This is a genomic window from Brevibacterium atlanticum, assembly GCF_011617245.1.
Taxonomy (GTDB): domain Bacteria; phylum Actinomycetota; class Actinomycetes; order Actinomycetales; family Brevibacteriaceae; genus Brevibacterium; species Brevibacterium atlanticum.
This window is the reverse complement of sequence record NZ_CP050152.1, coordinates 2,494,029-2,510,294: the sequence shown is the minus strand read 5'-3', so window position 1 is coordinate 2,510,294 and position 16,266 is coordinate 2,494,029. Positions and strand designations below refer to the sequence as shown.

The window sequence follows — 16,266 nt, the reverse complement described above, 5'->3', positions numbered from 1 at the left end:
CCCGCCGCGCTCGAGTTTCGGGGAACTTCCCCGTTTCCGAAGCTCGGATGTCCTGACACACTTCCCCGGTGCCAGGGCCGCGGCGGACAAGGTTCTGGCTCCAGCAGCACCACCACGACCACCCACGCACGAAGGATCCGACCATGACAGCTCAGCACGTCCCGGTGCTCCTCGAGCGCGTGGTCGAGCTCATCGGCGTCGGCGTCGAAGCCGCACGGACCGCCGGCATCATCCCGGTCGTCGTCGACGGGACCCTGGGCATGGGCGGACACGCCGAGGCCGTGCTCACCGCCTTCGACGACGTCCACCTCGTCGGCATCGACCGCGACACCCAGGCCACCGACATCGCGACGAAGCGTCTGGCCCCCTTCGCCGACCGCAGCGATATCGTCCACGCCGTCGACGACGAGCTGCCCGAGATCCTCGCCGACCTCGGCATCGACTCCATCAGCGCGATCCTGCTCGACCTCGGCGTCTCCTCCCTCCAGCTGGACGAGGACGATCGCGGGTTCTCCTACGCACGTCCGGCACCGCTGGACATGCGCATGGACCGGACCCAGGAGCTCACCGCCGCCGAGGTGCTCGCCACCTACTCCGAATCCGAGCTGCGCCGCATCCTCCGCGAATACGGAGAGGAGAAGCTGGCCGGGAAGATCGCGAAGATCATCGTCGCCGACCGGGCGCACACCCCATGGGAGACCTCGGATCAGCTCGCGGCGATGCTCTCCCGAGTGATCCCGCAGACGAAGAAGCGCTCCCACCCCGCCAAGCGCACCTTCCAGGCGCTGCGCATCGAGGTCAATGACGAGCTCGGCGTGCTGCGCACCGCACTGCCGGCGGCCCTGGAGGCCCTGCATATCGGGGGAGTGGCCGTCATCGAGTCCTACCAGTCACTCGAGGACACGATCGTGAAGAAGACCTTCCGCACCGCGACGACCTCCTCAGCGCCCCCGGACCTGCCGGTGGTCCCCGAGGAGCACCAGCCGTGGCTGAACGAGATCATCCGCGGGGCCGAGATGGCCGACGAGACAGAAGCAGAGAACAATCCGCGGGCGGCAAGCGTCCGCCTGCGGGCAGTGCAGAAGATCAGGGAGGCACGATCGTGAGCAATTCCCCGGCCAGAGCTGGTCAGAACTTCCCCGAACGGTCCCGGCGGCTCGAGGAGGCCGGCGGCCGCCCGAGGCTGCGGCTGCTGAAGTTCGAGCTGCCCCAGTCCCGACTGCCGTTCTCGCTGCTGTGCGTGGCGATCCTCGTCGCCACCCTCGTGGCCGTGCTGCTGCTCAACATCTTCGTCTCCCACACCTCCTACAAGGTCGACCAGCTGACCAGCGAGAAGGAGGCGCTGGCCGAGCAGAAGGACCGCCTCGTCGAGGACAACTCCTACCGGGAGTCCCCGCAGAACATCTCCCTGGCCGCCGAGCACCTCGGGCTCGTGCGTGACTCCTCTCCGGAGTTCCTCGACGCGAAGACCGGGAAGATCATCGACGCCCCGGGAATCGACGTCAGCGGTGAGAAAGAGCCCACAGTCGTCCCCGGCCCGCGCGCCGATACACGAGAAGACCTGCGGCCCAATCTACGATCGGATGAGAAGCTCCCCGTCGTCGGGGGCAGCCCGAGCAAGGACGTCGCGGCTCCGAGCCAGGAGACCCCGAAGTAGTCCGAGCTCACGCGCAGGCGGGTCAGCTGCGACTGCGTGTGGAACCGATCGCGAACAGAGCTGAAGGACCAAGGACTCGGCTATGGGCTCAGGTAAGACTCGACTCACGAGGAAGCGGAGAGGCTCCGGCCCCAATCTGCGGCTGCGGATGGGGATCGTCGCCGCTTTCGCGATCCTCGCCCTCCTCATCACCTCGGTGCGGCTCGTGTCCATTCAGGGGATGGATTCGATGAAGCTCGCCGAGAAGGCCCTGTCCAACCGGCTCGTCACCCGCACCCTGCCCGCCGACCGCGGACAGATCCTCGCCGCCGACGGCACCGTGCTCGCCGACAGCGTCTCCCGCTACCAGCTCGTCGTCGATCAGGAGAACGTCGCCCAGTACAAGGTCGACGGCAAACTCGTCGGAGCCTGGGGTGCGGCCGAAGCCCTGGCCAAGCCGCTCAACACCGACCCGGGACTCATCTACCCGAAACTCGTCGGCGACAAGCGGTGGAACCCCGTGGCCAAGGGACTGACCTCGGAGACCTGGCGGGCCGTGCAGAAGCTCGACGTCCTCGGCGTCTCCGCCGAAGAGTACTCCGTGCGTTCCTACCCCGCCGGCGGAATCGCCGGCAACCTCGTCGGGTTCCTCAGCTCCGACGGCACCGCCCAGGCCGGGCTCGAGATGGCCTACGACAAGGAACTCTCCGGCACCGACGGCCAACAGCAGTACGAACGCGGTGCGCGCGGGGAGATCATCCCGCTCGGAGACAACAACATCAAGGACGCCGTCGACGGCGAAGGCCTGCAGACGACGATCGACCCCGACATCCAGTACTACGCCCAGCAGGCCATTGAGGAGCAGCGGCAGAAACACAAGGCCGAATCGGGCTCCATCGTCATCAAAGAGGTCAAGACGGGGAAGATCCTCGCCGCCGCCGACGCGCCCACCGTGGACCCGAACTCCCCGGGCGAGGTCGGCGGAGACGACCGCGGCTCCCGGATCTTCACAGACGTCTTCGAACCCGGCTCGACGGCGAAGATGGTCACCGCCGCAGCGCTGCTCGACCAGGGACTCGTCACTCCCGAATCGGAATTCACCGTCCCCGACAAGTGGAAGGCTCCGAACGACGAGGAGTTCCGCGACTCCCACCCACACGAGGACGAGAAGCTCACCTTCGCCGGAATCCTCGCGCAGTCCTCGAACACGGGCACGATCCTCGCCGGACAGAAGCTCACCGAGGCTCAGCGCTACGAATACATGAAGAAGTTCGGCTTCGGATCGACCACGGGAATCGGCTTCCCTGCCGAGACCGGCGGCATCCTCCACCCCTACAAGGACTGGGACGGCCGCACGAAGTACACCGTGATGTTCGGTCAGGGTGTGGCCGCGAACGCGATGCAGACCACCGACGTCATCTCGACGATCGCCAACGGGGGAGTCCATGTTCCCTCCCGGCTCGTCGACGGCATGATCTCCCCGAAGGGACAGACCGTGTCCGACCCGGCGGGGAAGTCCCAGCGCGTCGTCAGTGAGAAGGCCGCCGACCAGACCCTGCGGATGCTCGAGGGCGTCGTCGCCGAGGGCACCGGCAAATCCGCTCAGGTGTCCGGCTACCGGGTGGCCGGCAAGACCGGCACGGCTCAGGCGCCGGCTGCCGAGGGCGGCGGCTATGACGGCTACACCGCCTCGTTCGTCGGAGTGCTGCCCGCCGAGGACCCCCAGCTGGCGATCTCCGTGACTTTGCAGAGGCCCAGAGACGGCTACTACGGTGGACAGGCCGCCGCCCCCGTCTTCTCCGATGTCGCGGGATTCGCGATGCGCCATCTGAGGATCCCCCCGTCGACCGAGAAGCCCGACCTGCCTGCTCGAGAATGGAAATGATGCGTTTTTCACAGCTGCTGCCGATCGCACCCGGCACCCTCCACGGCGATCCCGAGAAGGAGGTCACGGGAGTCTCCCACGACTCTCGTGCGGTCACCCCCGGTCAGCTCTACGCGGCGCTGCCCGGAGCGAATGTGCATGGGGCGACGTTCGCCCCCGACCTCATCCGCGCAGGAATCGATGCGGTGCTCACCGACGCTCACGGGTGGGACCTCATCACCGAGGCGCTTCGCGGGACCGAGGCCGACCGGGTTCTCCTCGAACAGGTCACCGCGCTCATCGTCGAGGCCCCGCGGGCGGTGCTCGGATATGTCTCCGCGGCCGTCTTCGGGACCACCTCGGTGCCGGAGCTCATCGGCGTCACCGGCACGAACGGCAAGACCACGACGACCTACCTCGCCGATGGGATGCTCGCCGCCCTGGGCCACCGGACCGCCGTGATCGGCACCGTGGCCATCCTCATCGCCGGAGACACCGTCCCCAGCGTGCGGACCACGCCCGAGGCCCCCGAACTGCACGCCCTGTTCGCGAAGATGCGCGCAGCCGACGTCGACACCTGCGCGATGGAGGTCTCCTCGCACGCGCTGAGCCAGCACCGCGTCGACGGTGCCCACTTCGCCGTCGCCGGGTTCACCAACCTCTCTCAGGACCATCTCGACTTCCACAACACGATGGAGGAGTACTTCGAGGCCAAGGCGACGCTGTTCACCCGCGCCTTCTCCGACCGCGCCGTCATCGTCGTCGAGGACGAATGGGGCGAGCGGATGGTCGCGGCCTCGCAGGTCCCTGTGCGCACGCTCGGCCGCGACGAACGCAGCGAATGGCGCATCGAGCACACGCCGGGGGAGTCGGAGTTCGTCCTCCACCTCGGCGGAGGGGACGACGCCGAGGCGGTCATCGACTCGGACGGCGGTTCGCGACCAGCGACCGACCAGCCGGTCCGCGTGCGCCTGCGGTCACCGCTGCCCGGCGACTTCAACGTCACGAACACCGCGCTGGCCGCCTCCATGCTGCTGGAATCCGGCATCAGCCCGGCCGAACTCGACGCGATCGGCCGCAGCTTCGTTGCGTCGGTGCCCGGGCGGATGGAGATCATCGACGTCTCCGGTCCCCGCGCCCTCGAGGAGTCCCACCCCGAACTCCTCCCGCGCGCCATCGTCGACTATTCCCATACCCCCGACGCGATCGCGAAGGCATTGGCGACCCTGCACGCCGATTCCGCGGAGCTCGTCATCGTCTTCGGCGCCGGCGGCGACCGGGACCGCGGCAAACGCTTCGGCATGGGTCAGGCGGCAGCGCGCGAGGCCGATGTGATCGTGCTCACCGACGACAACCCCCGCACCGAGGATCCGGCCGCGATCCGCGCTGCCATTCGGGAAGGCATCGACGCCGAGGTGGCCGCCGGAACCGCGCGTGTGAAAAAGATCATCGAAGTCCCCGATCGCGGTGCCGCCATCGACGAGGCGATCGCCTCGGCCGATCCCTTGACGACCGTGCTCATCGCAGGAAAGGGACACGAGACGGGTCAGACGGTCGGCACGACCGTGACCGAATTCGACGACCGGGCGAGGACACGCTCGGCGCTGTCCACGCGACTGGGCGGGGCACAACCAGGTAAAGTTCACAGTTGATATGAAGCGACTGACTGCAGCCGAGATCGCAACCGCCCTCAGCGGCGAGTTGTACGGCATCGACCCCGAGACCCCATTGACCGCCGGAGTGGTGACCGACTCGAGAGAAGTCGGACCCGGCGACATCTATGTTGCCCGCCGAGGTGAGAGCTTCGACGGCATCGAATTCGCCGCCTCCGCCGTCGAGGCGGGTGCGGCCCTCATCATCGGCGAATCCGTCCCCACCGTCGATGACGACCCCTTGCCGACTGTGGTCGTCTCCGATGCCACCGAAGCGCTGGGCCAACTGGCCAAGCACAGCATCGAAGGCCTGCGCACCGACGGTGAGCTCACCGTGGTCGCGATCACCGGATCGGTCGGCAAGACCACGGTGAAGGACCTGGCGGCCGACCTGCTGGCAGGCGAAGCGACGACCGTGTGGCCGCCGAACTCGTACAACAACGAGGTGGGAGTGCCGCTGACGGCGCTGCGCGCCGACGAATCCACTCGGTTCCTCGTCCTCGAGATGGGTGCACGCTCGATCGGCAACCTCGCCTACCTCACGAGCCTCATCCGTCCCGACATCGCCGTCGAACTCGCCGTGGGCACCGCCCACTCCGGCGTGTTCGGGTCGATCGAGAACACCGCCCGCGCGAAGGCCGAACTCGTCGAGTCCCTGACCGCCGGGTCGACCGCGATCCTCAACGCCGACGACTCCCGTGTGGCCGGAATGCACGAGGTGTTAGCCCCGGAGGTGAAGACCCTGTGGTTCTCGCAGCGGGAATCCCTGCCCGAATGGGTCGGAGACGACGATGAGATCGTCCGCGGCACTGCACTGAGAACGGATGCCTCCGGCCACCCTGCGTTCACCTTGACCCTGCCCGGTGAGGAGCCGCAGGATGTGCGGCTGGCCCTCATCGGCGAACACCACGTCGGCAACGCCCTGGCCGCCGCCGCCATCGCCCACGCCTGCGGGGTGGGAACGAAATCGATCGTGACCACCCTCTCGACCTCCTCGGCGGCGAGCCGGTGGCGGATGGAGCTCATCGACTCACCCTCCGGTGTGACGGTGCTCAACGACGCCTACAACGCGAACCCCGAATCGATGCGGGCCTCCCTGAAGACCCTGGCGTCGATGGGTCGCGGAGACGACGAGAACGGTCCGCGTCGGACCTTCGCCGTGCTCGGCGAGATGCTCGAACTCGGTGACGAATCCGTGTCCGCGCATTCGGACATCGGGGAACTCGTCGTCCGCCTCAACATCACCCGCACCATCGTCGTCGGTGAGGGGGCGAAGCCGATCTTCAACGCCGCGAACCTCGAAGGGTCATGGGGCAACGAGGCGGCCTGGGTCGCCACGGCCGCCGAGGCGAAGGACCTGCTGAGTGCCGAACTCGCACCCGGCGACATCGTTCTGTTCAAATCCTCCCGTGATGCCGGCCTGCGGTACCTCGGGGACGAAATCGCCGGTGTATCGGGGGCCCAATGATCGCCGTTCTGCTTGCAGCCTGCCTGGCTCTCATCTTCGCCCTCGTCGGCACCCCGCTGTTCATCCGGGTGCTCGTCAAGCAGGGCTACGGCCAGTTCGTCCGTGACGACGGTCCGACCTCGCATGCGACGAAGCGCGGCACCCCGACGATGGGCGGAGTCGTCATCATCGGCGCCGCCATCCTCGCCTACCTGCTCGGACACCTCTTCACCGGGTCCGTGCCGACCGCCTCGGGTCTGCTCGTGCTGTGGTTGGCGGGAGGACTGGGCGTCGTCGGATTCCTCGATGACTTCATCAAGATCAAGAAGCAGCGCTCCCTGGGACTTCGCCCGGTGCCCAAGCTCATCGGCCAGGCCTTCGTCGGGATCTCCTTCGCCGTCCTCGCGCTGCAGTTCCCGAACTCCTTCGGCGAGACCCCGGCCTCGACGAAGATCTCGTTCATCCGTGACACGAACCTCGACCTCGCCTTCGGGTCCGCGGTGCTCGGCCTCATCCTGTTCGTCGTCTGGGCGAACCTCATCGTCACCGCGGTGTCCAACGCGGTCAACCTCACCGACGGACTCGACGGCCTCGCCGCCGGCGCTTCGGTGGTCGTCTTCGCCGCCTACGTCGTCATCGGCACCTGGCAGTCGACCCAGAACTGCAACCTCATGTCCGAGGCGACGAACGCCTGCTACTACATGCGCGACCCCCGCGACCTCGCCATGGTCGCCGGCGCCATGGCGGCAGCCTGCTTCGGTTTCCTGTGGTTCAACACCTCGCCCGCGAAGATCTTCATGGGCGACACCGGTTCGCTCGCTCTCGGCGGTGCCTTCGCCGGACTCGCGATCATGTCGCGCACCGAGCTGCTGCTCATCGTCCTCGGCGGACTCTTCGTCATCATCACGCTGTCCGTGATCATCCAGGTGGCCTCGTTCAAGACCACCGGCAAACGTGTGTTCAGGATGGCCCCGCTGCAGCACCACTTCGAGCTCAAGGGCTGGGCCGAGGTGACGATCGTGGTGAGATTCTGGATCATCGCGGCACTCTTCGTCATCGCCGGCATCTGCCTCTTCTACGCCGACTGGGTGGCCCGCATTGGCTGATGAGGAGACGATGACCGGAGCCGGGAGAACCGGGCAGATCCCGGCTGCCCTCAGCGGTCCGAACTCGTCCCTGGCCGGTCTGCGCATCCTCGTCACCGGCCTCGGCGTGACGGGCTTTCCCGCTGCGGTCCACCTCGGCGAACGCGGTGCCGACGTCATCGTCATCGACGGCGACGATCAGGCCGACGTCAGCGACAAGGCACAGATCCTCGAGGTCTTCGACGTCGACATCCGCCGCGGTGCCGACCACGTTGCGGCCCTGCCTGAAGGACACTTCGACCTCGTCGTGACCTCGCCCGGCTGGCGCCCTGACCAGCCCGTGCTCGCCGCCGCGGCCGCTGCGGGCATCCCCGTCATCGGCGAGGTCGAGCTGGCCTGGCGGATCCGCGGGACCAATGACGCCAAATGGCTGGCCATCACCGGCACGAACGGCAAGACGACGACCACGACGATGCTCGAGTCGATGCTGCTCGCCGCGGGGCTCAAGGCCAGGGCCTGCGGCAACATCGGCGCGCCTCTGCTCGAAGCCGTGCTCGAACCCGGACTCGAGGTCCTGGCGATCGAACTCTCGAGCTTCCAGCTGCACTGGCAGGAATCCATGAGCGCCGACGCCGCCGCGGTGCTCAACATCGCCCCCGACCACCTCGACTGGCACGGCAGCGCCGAAGCCTACGCCGCCGACAAGGCGAAGATCTACCACAACGCGAAGCTCGCGTGCGTGTACAACTGCGCCGACGAGGCGACCCTGCGCATGGTCGAGGACGCCGACGTCATCGAAGGCGCCAAGGCCATCGGCTTCACCACCGGTGTGCCGCACCCCGGCGAACTCGGTGTGGTCGAGGACCTGCTCGTCGACCGGGCTTTCATTCCGCAGCGCTACTCCTCGGCCGCTGAGATCGCGGCATTGGCCGACGTCGCGACCGCCACGGGCGCTGCGGGCAGCAGCCCGGCCGATCACCAGGTCGCCAACGCTCTGGCCGCGGCCAGCCTGGCCCGCGCCATCGATGTGCCGGGACAGGCGATCGCCGCCGGACTGCAGAACCATTCGCTCGGCGCCCACCGCATGGTCACCGTGGCCGAACAGGACGGCATCCGCTGGGTCGATGACTCGAAGGCGACGAACACCCACGCCGCGAACGCCTCGCTCGGAGCCTTCGACTCCATCGTGTGGATCGCGGGAGGTCTGCCGAAGGGTGCGGACTTCACCTCGCTGTTTATTGATCATCGGGACCGGATCAAGGCACTCGTTCTCATCGGCGCCGACGACTCGGCCTTCCGGGAAGCCATCGCCGCCACCGTCCCCGAGCTCGAAGTCGTGCGGATCGAACCGGCGCTGGGCATCGACTCCGGCGTCCCCAAACGACGCGGAGAGGCCGTAGCGACCGCCGCCGTTGAGGCCGCCGCGCAGCTCGCGGGTCCGGGAGACACCGTGCTGTTGGCCCCAGCGGCCGCGAGTATGGACCAGTTCCTCAACTACAACACGCGCGGCGAACTGTTCACCGAGGCCGTCCAGACCCACCTGGGGCGCTGAGATGGGACGGCAGACCACCGCGAAGGCGGATGAGCGCCGCCGCAGGAAGAGCGCGAAGGCGTCGCTGAAGTCGACCGGCGAGACGAAGGCCGCCGCGACGAACCGGCCGGCACGGGCGAAGGTCTCCGTCGCAGGGAAGAACGGGGCGACCGCGAGCTCGACGGGAACACGCTCGCCGAAGCCGGGTCCCAGCGTCACAAAGCCGGGTCCCAGCGTCACGAAGCCGAGCACGTCAGCGAAGAAGTCGAATACCGGTGCGAAGACGCCCTCTGCGAAGGCCTCCGCCGCTGGAGCGAAGCCCTCGTCTGCGAAGGCGTCCGGCACCGGCGCGAAGAAGCGCAGCAGGAGGGACTTACCTGGGCTCAGGCACGCGTGGACGACCCTGCGCGATGACATCACCCGCGGCTCCGCCTACCCCTTGACGACCTACTACCTCATCCTGTTCTCCGTGCTCGCCCTCACCGGACTCGGCCTGGTGATGGTGCTCTCGGCCTCCTCGATCACCTCCTACGCCGGGGGAGAGGGCTCGTCGTTCGCGTACTTCAACAAGCAGGCGATGTTCGCCGGCATCGGCATCGTGCTCATGGTCGGCGCAAGCCTCATACCCCTGAGCGGTTGGCGACGATTCGCCTGGTGGGCGCTGATCGGCGGCCTCGTCCTGCAGGCGGCGGTGTTCCTGCCAGGGCTCGGCAAGGCCACGAAGGGCAATGCGAACTGGATCGGCTTCGGCGGTTTCCAACTCCAGCCCTCCGAATTCCTCAAGGTCGCCCTCGCCCTGTGGCTCGGCTTCATCCTCACGAAGAAATCCGGGAAGATGACCACCTTCGGACACGCCATGATCCCCGTCGTGCCCGGCGTCCTCGCCGCCGCAGGACTCATCGTCGCGGGCAACGACCTGGGTACCGCACTGGTCATCATGGCGATGGCCGTCGTCTGCCTGTGGGTCGGCGGGTTCCCGACGAAGTACTTCCTCATGCTCGGCGGCGTCCTCACTGCGGCCGTCGCTTTCTTCGTCCTCAGCTCCGAGAACCGACTCAAGCGCATCGAATCCATGCTCACCGGTCACGCCGACCAATCCGCCGCAGACACGATGGGTCAGGCCTGGCAGTCCAACCACGGACTGTTCTCCCTGGCCTCGGGCGGTTGGCTCGGAGTCGGGCTCGGCGCCAGCCGAGAGAAATGGTCGTGGCTGCCCGAGGCGCACAACGACTTCATCTTCGCCATCATCGGCGAAGAGCTCGGACTCGTCGGCACGCTCGCCGTCATCCTCGTCTTCGCGATCCTCGGCTACGGCATCATCCGCGTCGTCATGCGCTCGAACGACCTCATGGTCCAGGTCGCAGCCGCCGGCTACTTCGCACTGCTCATCGGCCAGGCCGGAATCAACATCGGCGTCGTCACCGGGATGCTGCCCGTGATCGGCCTGCCCCTGCCGTTCGTGTCCTACGGCGGCTCATCGATCATCTCCTCCCTGCTGGCCGTCGGTGTGCTGCTCTCGTTCGCCCGAACCGAACCCGGCGCCGAGGCGGCCATCGCCGTCCACAAGGACCGGATGCGGTCCTCATTCGCCGTACTAGCCCGCAAGAGAAGGAAATGAGATGACGAGCATCCTGCTGGCCGGAGGAGGCACCACCGGCCATATCTCGCCGATGCTGGCGATCGGCCGCGAACTGCGCGAGAGACACCCCGACTGGGACATCGTGGCCCTGGGCACCCCCGACGGCCTCGAAACCGAGATCGTCCCGCGTGCCGGATTCGAACTGCTGACCATCGACAAGGTGCCCATGCCTCGGTCGATCAGCCCTGCCCTGCTGAAGTTCCCCGGACGCTTCTCCGGCAACATCTCCGAGGTCAAGAGGATCATCTCCTCCCGCGGCGTCGCCGCCGTGGTCGGCGTCGGCGGCTACGTCTGCCCGCCGGCCTTCCTCGCCGCCCGTTCGGCGAAGATCCCGCTCATCGTCCACGAAGCCAACGCGAAGCCGGGAATGGCCAACCGCCTCGGCGCGAGGCTGACGAAGCCCGGCCGGGTCGGCATCACCTTCCCGGACACGAAGCTGCCCGGCTCCACCCTCGTCGGCATGCCCATGCCCACCGAGATCACCGACCTCGACCGCAGCGATGCCACCCAGCGCTCGGCGTACCGTGCCGACCTCGGCCTCCGCGACGACCGCCCGGTCCTCGTCGTCACCGGCGGATCCTCCGGCGCACAGCGGATCAACGAGGCGTTCCTCGCCGCCGCCGCTGCCTGCCAGGACTCCGGTGTCCAGGTCCTCCACATCACCGGCGCCGGCAAGGGCGATGCCCTCCGCGAAGCCACCGCGAAACTCGCCGACTACCACGTCGTCGACTACGTCGACGGGATGCACCGGGCCTACGGGGTCGCCGACCTCATCGTCGCCCGCTCCGGAGCGGCCACCGTATCCGAGGCCACCGTCGCCGGAGTCCCCGCCGTCTACGTTCCGCTGGCCATCGGCAACGGCGAACAGCGACTCAACGCCGCCGGCAGCGTCCGCGCCGGAGCTTCGCTCATGGTCGACAACGCTGACTTCACCGCGACCACAGTCACCGAGACGGTCCTGCCGCTGGTCACCGACGCCGACCGGCTCGAGAAGATGAGCCGGGCCGGACTCGACCTGAACTACCCCACCGATGCCGCGGCCCGCATGGCCGCCATCGTCACCCGCGCTCTGGAAGGCTGAACATGAGCACTGCGAACATCGTTCCCGTCGGCGAACTCGGCGCCGTTCACTTCATCGGCATCGGCGGTTCGGGAATGTCCGGGATCGCCCGGATCATGGTCATGAACGGAGTCACCGTGTCCGGTTCGGATGCGAAGGAATCCTCCGTCGTCGACGTCCTGCGGACCCTCGGCGCCCGGGTCGCGATCGGGCACTCGGCCGACAACCTCGGCGAGGCCGACACCCTCGTCATCTCCTCGGCCATCCGCAAGGACAATCCCGAACTCGTCGAGGCGGAGCGCCGGGGACTGCGCATCCTCCACCGCTCCGGGGCGCTGGCCTCGCTGATGGTCGACAGGCGAGCCGTGGCCGTGGCCGGCACCCACGGCAAGACCACGACGACATCGATGACGACCGTGGCGCTGCAGGCCTGCGGGATCGACCCGTCCTTCGTCATCGGGGGAGTGCTGTCGACGACCGGCACGAACGCCCACCTGGGCACCGGCGACGTGTTCGTCGCCGAGGCCGATGAGTCCGACGGCTCGTTCCTCCTCTACGAACCCGCCATCGGCATCCTCACCAACGTCGAAGCCGATCACCTCGACCACTACGGGACGCCGGAGAAGGTCCGCGAGGCCTTCATCGAATTCTGCAACGGCATCCAGACCCGCGGCGGAGCCATCATCGCCTGCGCCGACGACCCCGGATCCCATGACGTCGCCGCACACGCCCGCGCACAGGGCGCCGACGTCGTCCTCTACGGAACCGCCGAAGACGCCGACATCCGACTGCGCGACCTCGACTCCGGAATCGGTTCGCGCTTCGTCCTCGACCTGCCCGGACGCGACGAGCCGCTGAAGGTCGAACTGCGCCAGCCGGGCATGCACAACGCGCTCAACGCCACCGCCGCGATCGCTGTGGCGCACAGCCTCGACGCTGACGTTGACCGCGCCGCCACCGGCCTGGTCGGCTACGGCGGCACCCGGCGCCGGTTCGAGGAACGCGGAATCGCCGGCGGCGTGCGCGTCATCGACGACTACGCCCACCATCCCACCGAACTGCGAGCGGTGCTCAACGCCGCTAGGGGAGTCGTCACCGACGGAGGACGAGTGTGGGCGATCTTCCAGCCCCACCTGTATTCGCGGACCATGGAATTCCGCGAGGAGTTCGGCGAGGCCCTCGGACTGGCCGACGAGGTCGTCGTCCTCGACGTCTTCCCCGCCAGGGAAGACCCCGTTCCCGGAGTCACCGGCGCGCTCATCGCCGACCGCGTCCCGCATGATCACGTCCGCTTCGAAGAGTCCTTCGCCGAGGCGGTCCCCTTCGTCGCCGCTCGGGTGCGCCCCGGTGACCTCGTCCTCACACTGGGCGCCGGGGATGTGACGATCCTCGGCCCCGAGCTGCTGAGCGCCCTGGAGAGCTGAGACCGATGGTGCCACTTCCCCCGGCTCGCACCGGCGACGACAACTCCACCGCCGACCTCACCGGGGTCATCCGCGCCCGTCGGTGGCGGCTGTGGCGCACCCGGCTGACCGCCATCGGGATCGTCGTGGCCCTCATCGCCGTCGTCGCCATCGCCTGGTTCTCACCGCTGCTGAGCCTCAGACAGGTAACCGTGAGCGGAGGCGAGCTCGTCGACCACGACAAGGTCAGCGACTTCGTCCTCGACGCCGAGGCCGGAACCCCGCTGCCCCAGGTGCGACCGGGAGAGGTCGAGGAAGCCGTCCTCAAGGCGTTTCCGAAGGCGGCCGGGGCCTCCGTCCACTACGGCGGACCGCGGACGCTGAAGATCGCGATCACCGACCGCACGCCCGTCCTCGCGATCGAAGGCTCATCGGGCTACCGCCTCTACGACGCCGAGGCGGTCGACCTCGGAGTCGTCGAGGCGGCACCGAAGAAGCTCACTGTGCTCGGACACTCCGGCGGAGAACCGGACCGAGAGACCGTGTCCGCCGTCATCCGCTTCATGGGCAGCCTGCGTCCCGAACTGCGCCGGCAGCTGGCAACGATCGAGGCGAAGGACGAGATGAGCATCAAGGGCCGACTCGACACCGGTGACCAACAGGCCACGGTCGTCTTCGGCGACGCGAGCGACCCCGGCCTCAAGGTCCGCACCGCCGTCCAGCTCGCGGCCGAAGGCCGCACCGAGATCGACGTGTCCGTGCCCTCGGTGCCCGTGACGAACTGATCGGCGCGCCGACACCGCCGATTGCCTGCGTTTGGCCCCGACACACCGAGTCTGAAGTTTGGCCGAAGTCCGACACTCCGGCGAGAATGGTTGCAGTGGTGTTGCCCCGCCCAATAGCCTCAGGGCAGAGAACACAGACCGAACCCGCACGCAGAACATGCGTGGGGCAAGCGCTTGAGACGAGGAACCGACTTGGCTGAATTCCCACAATCCGGAGCGGACATCAAAGTTGCCGGTACCGGCGGCGGCGGTGTCAACGCTGTTCAGAGGATGATCGACGTCGGCCTGCGCGGCGTGGAGTTCATCGCAATCAACACCGACGCTCAGGCTCTCGTCCTCTCCGATGCCGACGTGAAGCTCGAGATCGGCCGTGACCAGACCCGCGGTCTCGGCGCCGGAGCCGATCCCGAGATCGGCAAGAAAGCCGCCGAATCCTCCGAAGACGCCATCCGCGACGCCCTCGAAGGCGCCGACATGGTCTTCGTCACCGCCGGTGAAGGCGGAGGGACCGGCACCGGTGCGGCTCCCGTCGTGGCACGCGTCGCGCGCTCGCTCGGCGCCCTGACCATCGGTGTCGTCACCCGTCCGTTCACCTTCGAGGGACGGCGTCGTTCCGCGCAGGCCGAAGCCGGCATCGCCGCTCTGCGCGAAGAGGTCGACACCCTCATCGTCATCCCCAACGACCGACTGCTCTCGATCTCCGACCGGTCCGTCTCCGTCGTCGAGGCCTTCCGCTCGGCCGATGAGGTCCTGCGCTCCGGTGTCCAGGGCATCACCGACCTCATCTCGGTGCCGGGCCTGATCAACCTCGACTTCGCCGACGTCAAGTCGGTCATGCAGGACGCGGGCACAGCGCTCATGGGCATCGGCGCCGCCACCGGCGACGACCGTGCCGTCCAGGCCGCCGAATCCGCGATCGCCTCCCCGCTGCTGGAAGCCAGCATCGACGGCGCGCACGGAGTGCTCTTCTGCATCACCGGCGGCGGCGACCTCGGCCTGTTCGAGGTCAACGAGGCCGCCCGTCTGGTCCAGGAAGCCGCACACCCCGAGGCGAACATCATCTTCGGTGCCGTGATCGACGACAACATCGGCGACGAGTGCCGGGTGACCGTCATCGCCGCGGGCTTCGACAACACCTCGCCGAACGCCGACATCGCCGGCGGCGTCGAGGCGATCCCGGCCGCCGTGCCGGCCGCAGCAGCCGAGACCGACACCGAGTCCGCAGTGATCTCCGAACCCGAGTCCGACGAGGCCGAGGAGTCCGAGCCGGCGGCAGCACCGCGCCGCAGCGAGGAGCACCAGATCCCTGCCACGCTGCCGAACGAACGCAGCAGCTCGAACTTCGACTCGGATCTCGATATCCCGGACTTCCTCAAGTAGCATGCTGCGCTCGAGGTTCGTCATCCCGGGCAGACGGACTGCCCACGTCGCCTTCACCGACAGGCACGGCGGGTACTCGACGGGGGACTTCTCCTCGTTCAACCTCGCTCGCCACGTCGGCGACGATGACGAACTCGTCGCGGCCAACCGCGCGGCTCTCGCTCAGGTCCTCGGCCTGAGCGGTGAGCGGCTGTCGTTCGTCTCCCAGGTCCACGGGACACGGGTGCGCATGATCAGCGACGAGCGCGAGCTGCGTGGAGAACCCGTCGAAGCCGACGCCCAACTGACGACGCTTCCCGGGATCGGGTTGGCGATCATGGTCGCCGACTGCACCCCGGTCATGCTCGCCGACGTCGAGGCCGGCATCATCGCCGCCGTCCACGCAGGCCGTCCCGGAATGGCCGCCGGCATCGTGCCGGCCACACTCGATCGGATGCGCAGCCTCGGCGCGACCGACATCCACGCGGTCATCGGTCCCTCGGTGTGCCCCCGCTGCTACGAGGTGCCCGCCGGACTGCGCGAGGAGGTCGCCGCGGTCGAACCTGTGGCCGCCTCGGTGTCGGTGACGGGAACCCCCGCCCTCGACGTCGCCGGAGCGGTCGCCGAACAGCTGCGACGCGGCGACGTGACCATCGACCATTTCTCACGGACCTGCACGAAGGAATCCGAGGATCTGTTCTCCTACCGCGGAGCGCAGCGGACAGGTCGGTTCGCCGGAATCATCTGGCTGCAGGAAGAAAACACCACGACACACCCTTAGGACGCACCCGCGCATCCGCCCACG

At 67.9% G+C, this 16,266-nt stretch carries 13 protein-coding genes; all 13 read left to right on the top strand.

All coding sequences use genetic code 11. The features are described from left to right. The first annotated feature begins 143 nt into the window (after positions 1-143). The 13 genes from rsmH to pgeF all read left to right on the top strand — a co-directional run bounded on the left by rsmH (position 144) and on the right by pgeF (position 16,242). Positions 144-1,106: a 16S rRNA (cytosine(1402)-N(4))-methyltransferase RsmH gene (rsmH, locus tag GUY23_RS11230; protein ID WP_166972365.1), complete on the top strand. Its 963-nt coding sequence runs from the start codon at positions 144-146 to the stop codon at positions 1,104-1,106. Then, positions 1,103-1,657 (top strand): cell division protein FtsL, encoded by a 555-nt coding sequence (locus tag GUY23_RS11225; protein WP_166972363.1) that lies wholly within the window; start codon positions 1,103-1,105, stop codon positions 1,655-1,657. Before rsmH ends, GUY23_RS11225 begins: the two co-directional genes overlap by 4 nt. Positions 1,658-1,739: 82 nt before the next feature. Then, positions 1,740-3,521: a peptidoglycan D,D-transpeptidase FtsI family protein gene (locus GUY23_RS11220; protein ID WP_228282236.1), complete on the top strand. Its 1,782-nt coding sequence runs from the start codon at positions 1,740-1,742 to the stop codon at positions 3,519-3,521. Then, positions 3,518-5,152 (top strand): UDP-N-acetylmuramoyl-L-alanyl-D-glutamate--2,6-diaminopimelate ligase, encoded by a 1,635-nt coding sequence (locus GUY23_RS11215; protein ID WP_166972361.1) that lies wholly within the window; start codon positions 3,518-3,520, stop codon positions 5,150-5,152. Before GUY23_RS11220 ends, GUY23_RS11215 begins: the two co-directional genes overlap by 4 nt. Position 5,153: 1 nt before the next feature. Then, positions 5,154-6,620: a UDP-N-acetylmuramoyl-tripeptide--D-alanyl-D-alanine ligase gene (locus tag GUY23_RS11210; protein ID WP_166972359.1), complete on the top strand. Its 1,467-nt coding sequence runs from the start codon at positions 5,154-5,156 to the stop codon at positions 6,618-6,620. After that, a complete protein-coding gene (gene mraY / locus GUY23_RS11205) occupies positions 6,617-7,705 on the top strand; it encodes a phospho-N-acetylmuramoyl-pentapeptide-transferase (protein WP_166972357.1) in 1,089 nt (362 codons plus the stop codon). Before GUY23_RS11210 ends, mraY begins: the two co-directional genes overlap by 4 nt. Before the next feature lie 10 nt (positions 7,706-7,715). Continuing rightward, positions 7,716-9,236, top strand: a complete 1,521-nt coding sequence (murD, locus tag GUY23_RS11200; RefSeq protein WP_166972355.1) for a UDP-N-acetylmuramoyl-L-alanine--D-glutamate ligase — start codon at positions 7,716-7,718, stop codon at positions 9,234-9,236. Between the two features lies 1 nt (position 9,237). Further along, complete coding sequence (gene ftsW, locus GUY23_RS11195) at positions 9,238-10,833, top strand: putative lipid II flippase FtsW (RefSeq protein WP_166972353.1); 1,596 nt, start codon at positions 9,238-9,240, stop codon at positions 10,831-10,833. Between the two features lies 1 nt (position 10,834). After that, a complete protein-coding gene (locus tag GUY23_RS11190; protein WP_166972351.1) occupies positions 10,835-11,935 on the top strand; it encodes a UDP-N-acetylglucosamine--N-acetylmuramyl-(pentapeptide) pyrophosphoryl-undecaprenol N-acetylglucosamine transferase in 1,101 nt (366 codons plus the stop codon). A 2-nt stretch (positions 11,936-11,937) separates the two neighbouring features. Next, the gene (murC, locus tag GUY23_RS11185) at positions 11,938-13,338 is read left to right on the top strand and encodes a UDP-N-acetylmuramate--L-alanine ligase (RefSeq protein WP_166972350.1); all 1,401 of its coding nucleotides are present in this window, start codon (positions 11,938-11,940) and stop codon (positions 13,336-13,338) included. Positions 13,339-13,343: 5 nt separating this feature from the next. Next, positions 13,344-14,102, top strand: coding sequence for a cell division protein FtsQ/DivIB (locus GUY23_RS11180; RefSeq protein ID WP_166972348.1), 759 nt, complete (start codon positions 13,344-13,346; stop codon positions 14,100-14,102). Positions 14,103-14,294: 192 nt separating this feature from the next. Next, positions 14,295-15,482: a cell division protein FtsZ gene (gene ftsZ, locus GUY23_RS11175; RefSeq protein WP_166972346.1), complete on the top strand. Its 1,188-nt coding sequence runs from the start codon at positions 14,295-14,297 to the stop codon at positions 15,480-15,482. Position 15,483: 1 nt separating this feature from the next. Further along, positions 15,484-16,242 carry a peptidoglycan editing factor PgeF gene (pgeF, locus tag GUY23_RS11170; RefSeq protein ID WP_166972344.1) on the top strand — a complete coding sequence of 253 codons (759 nt, stop codon included), beginning with the start codon at positions 15,484-15,486 and terminating at the stop codon, positions 16,240-16,242. Positions 16,243-16,266: the final 24 nt, after the last annotated feature.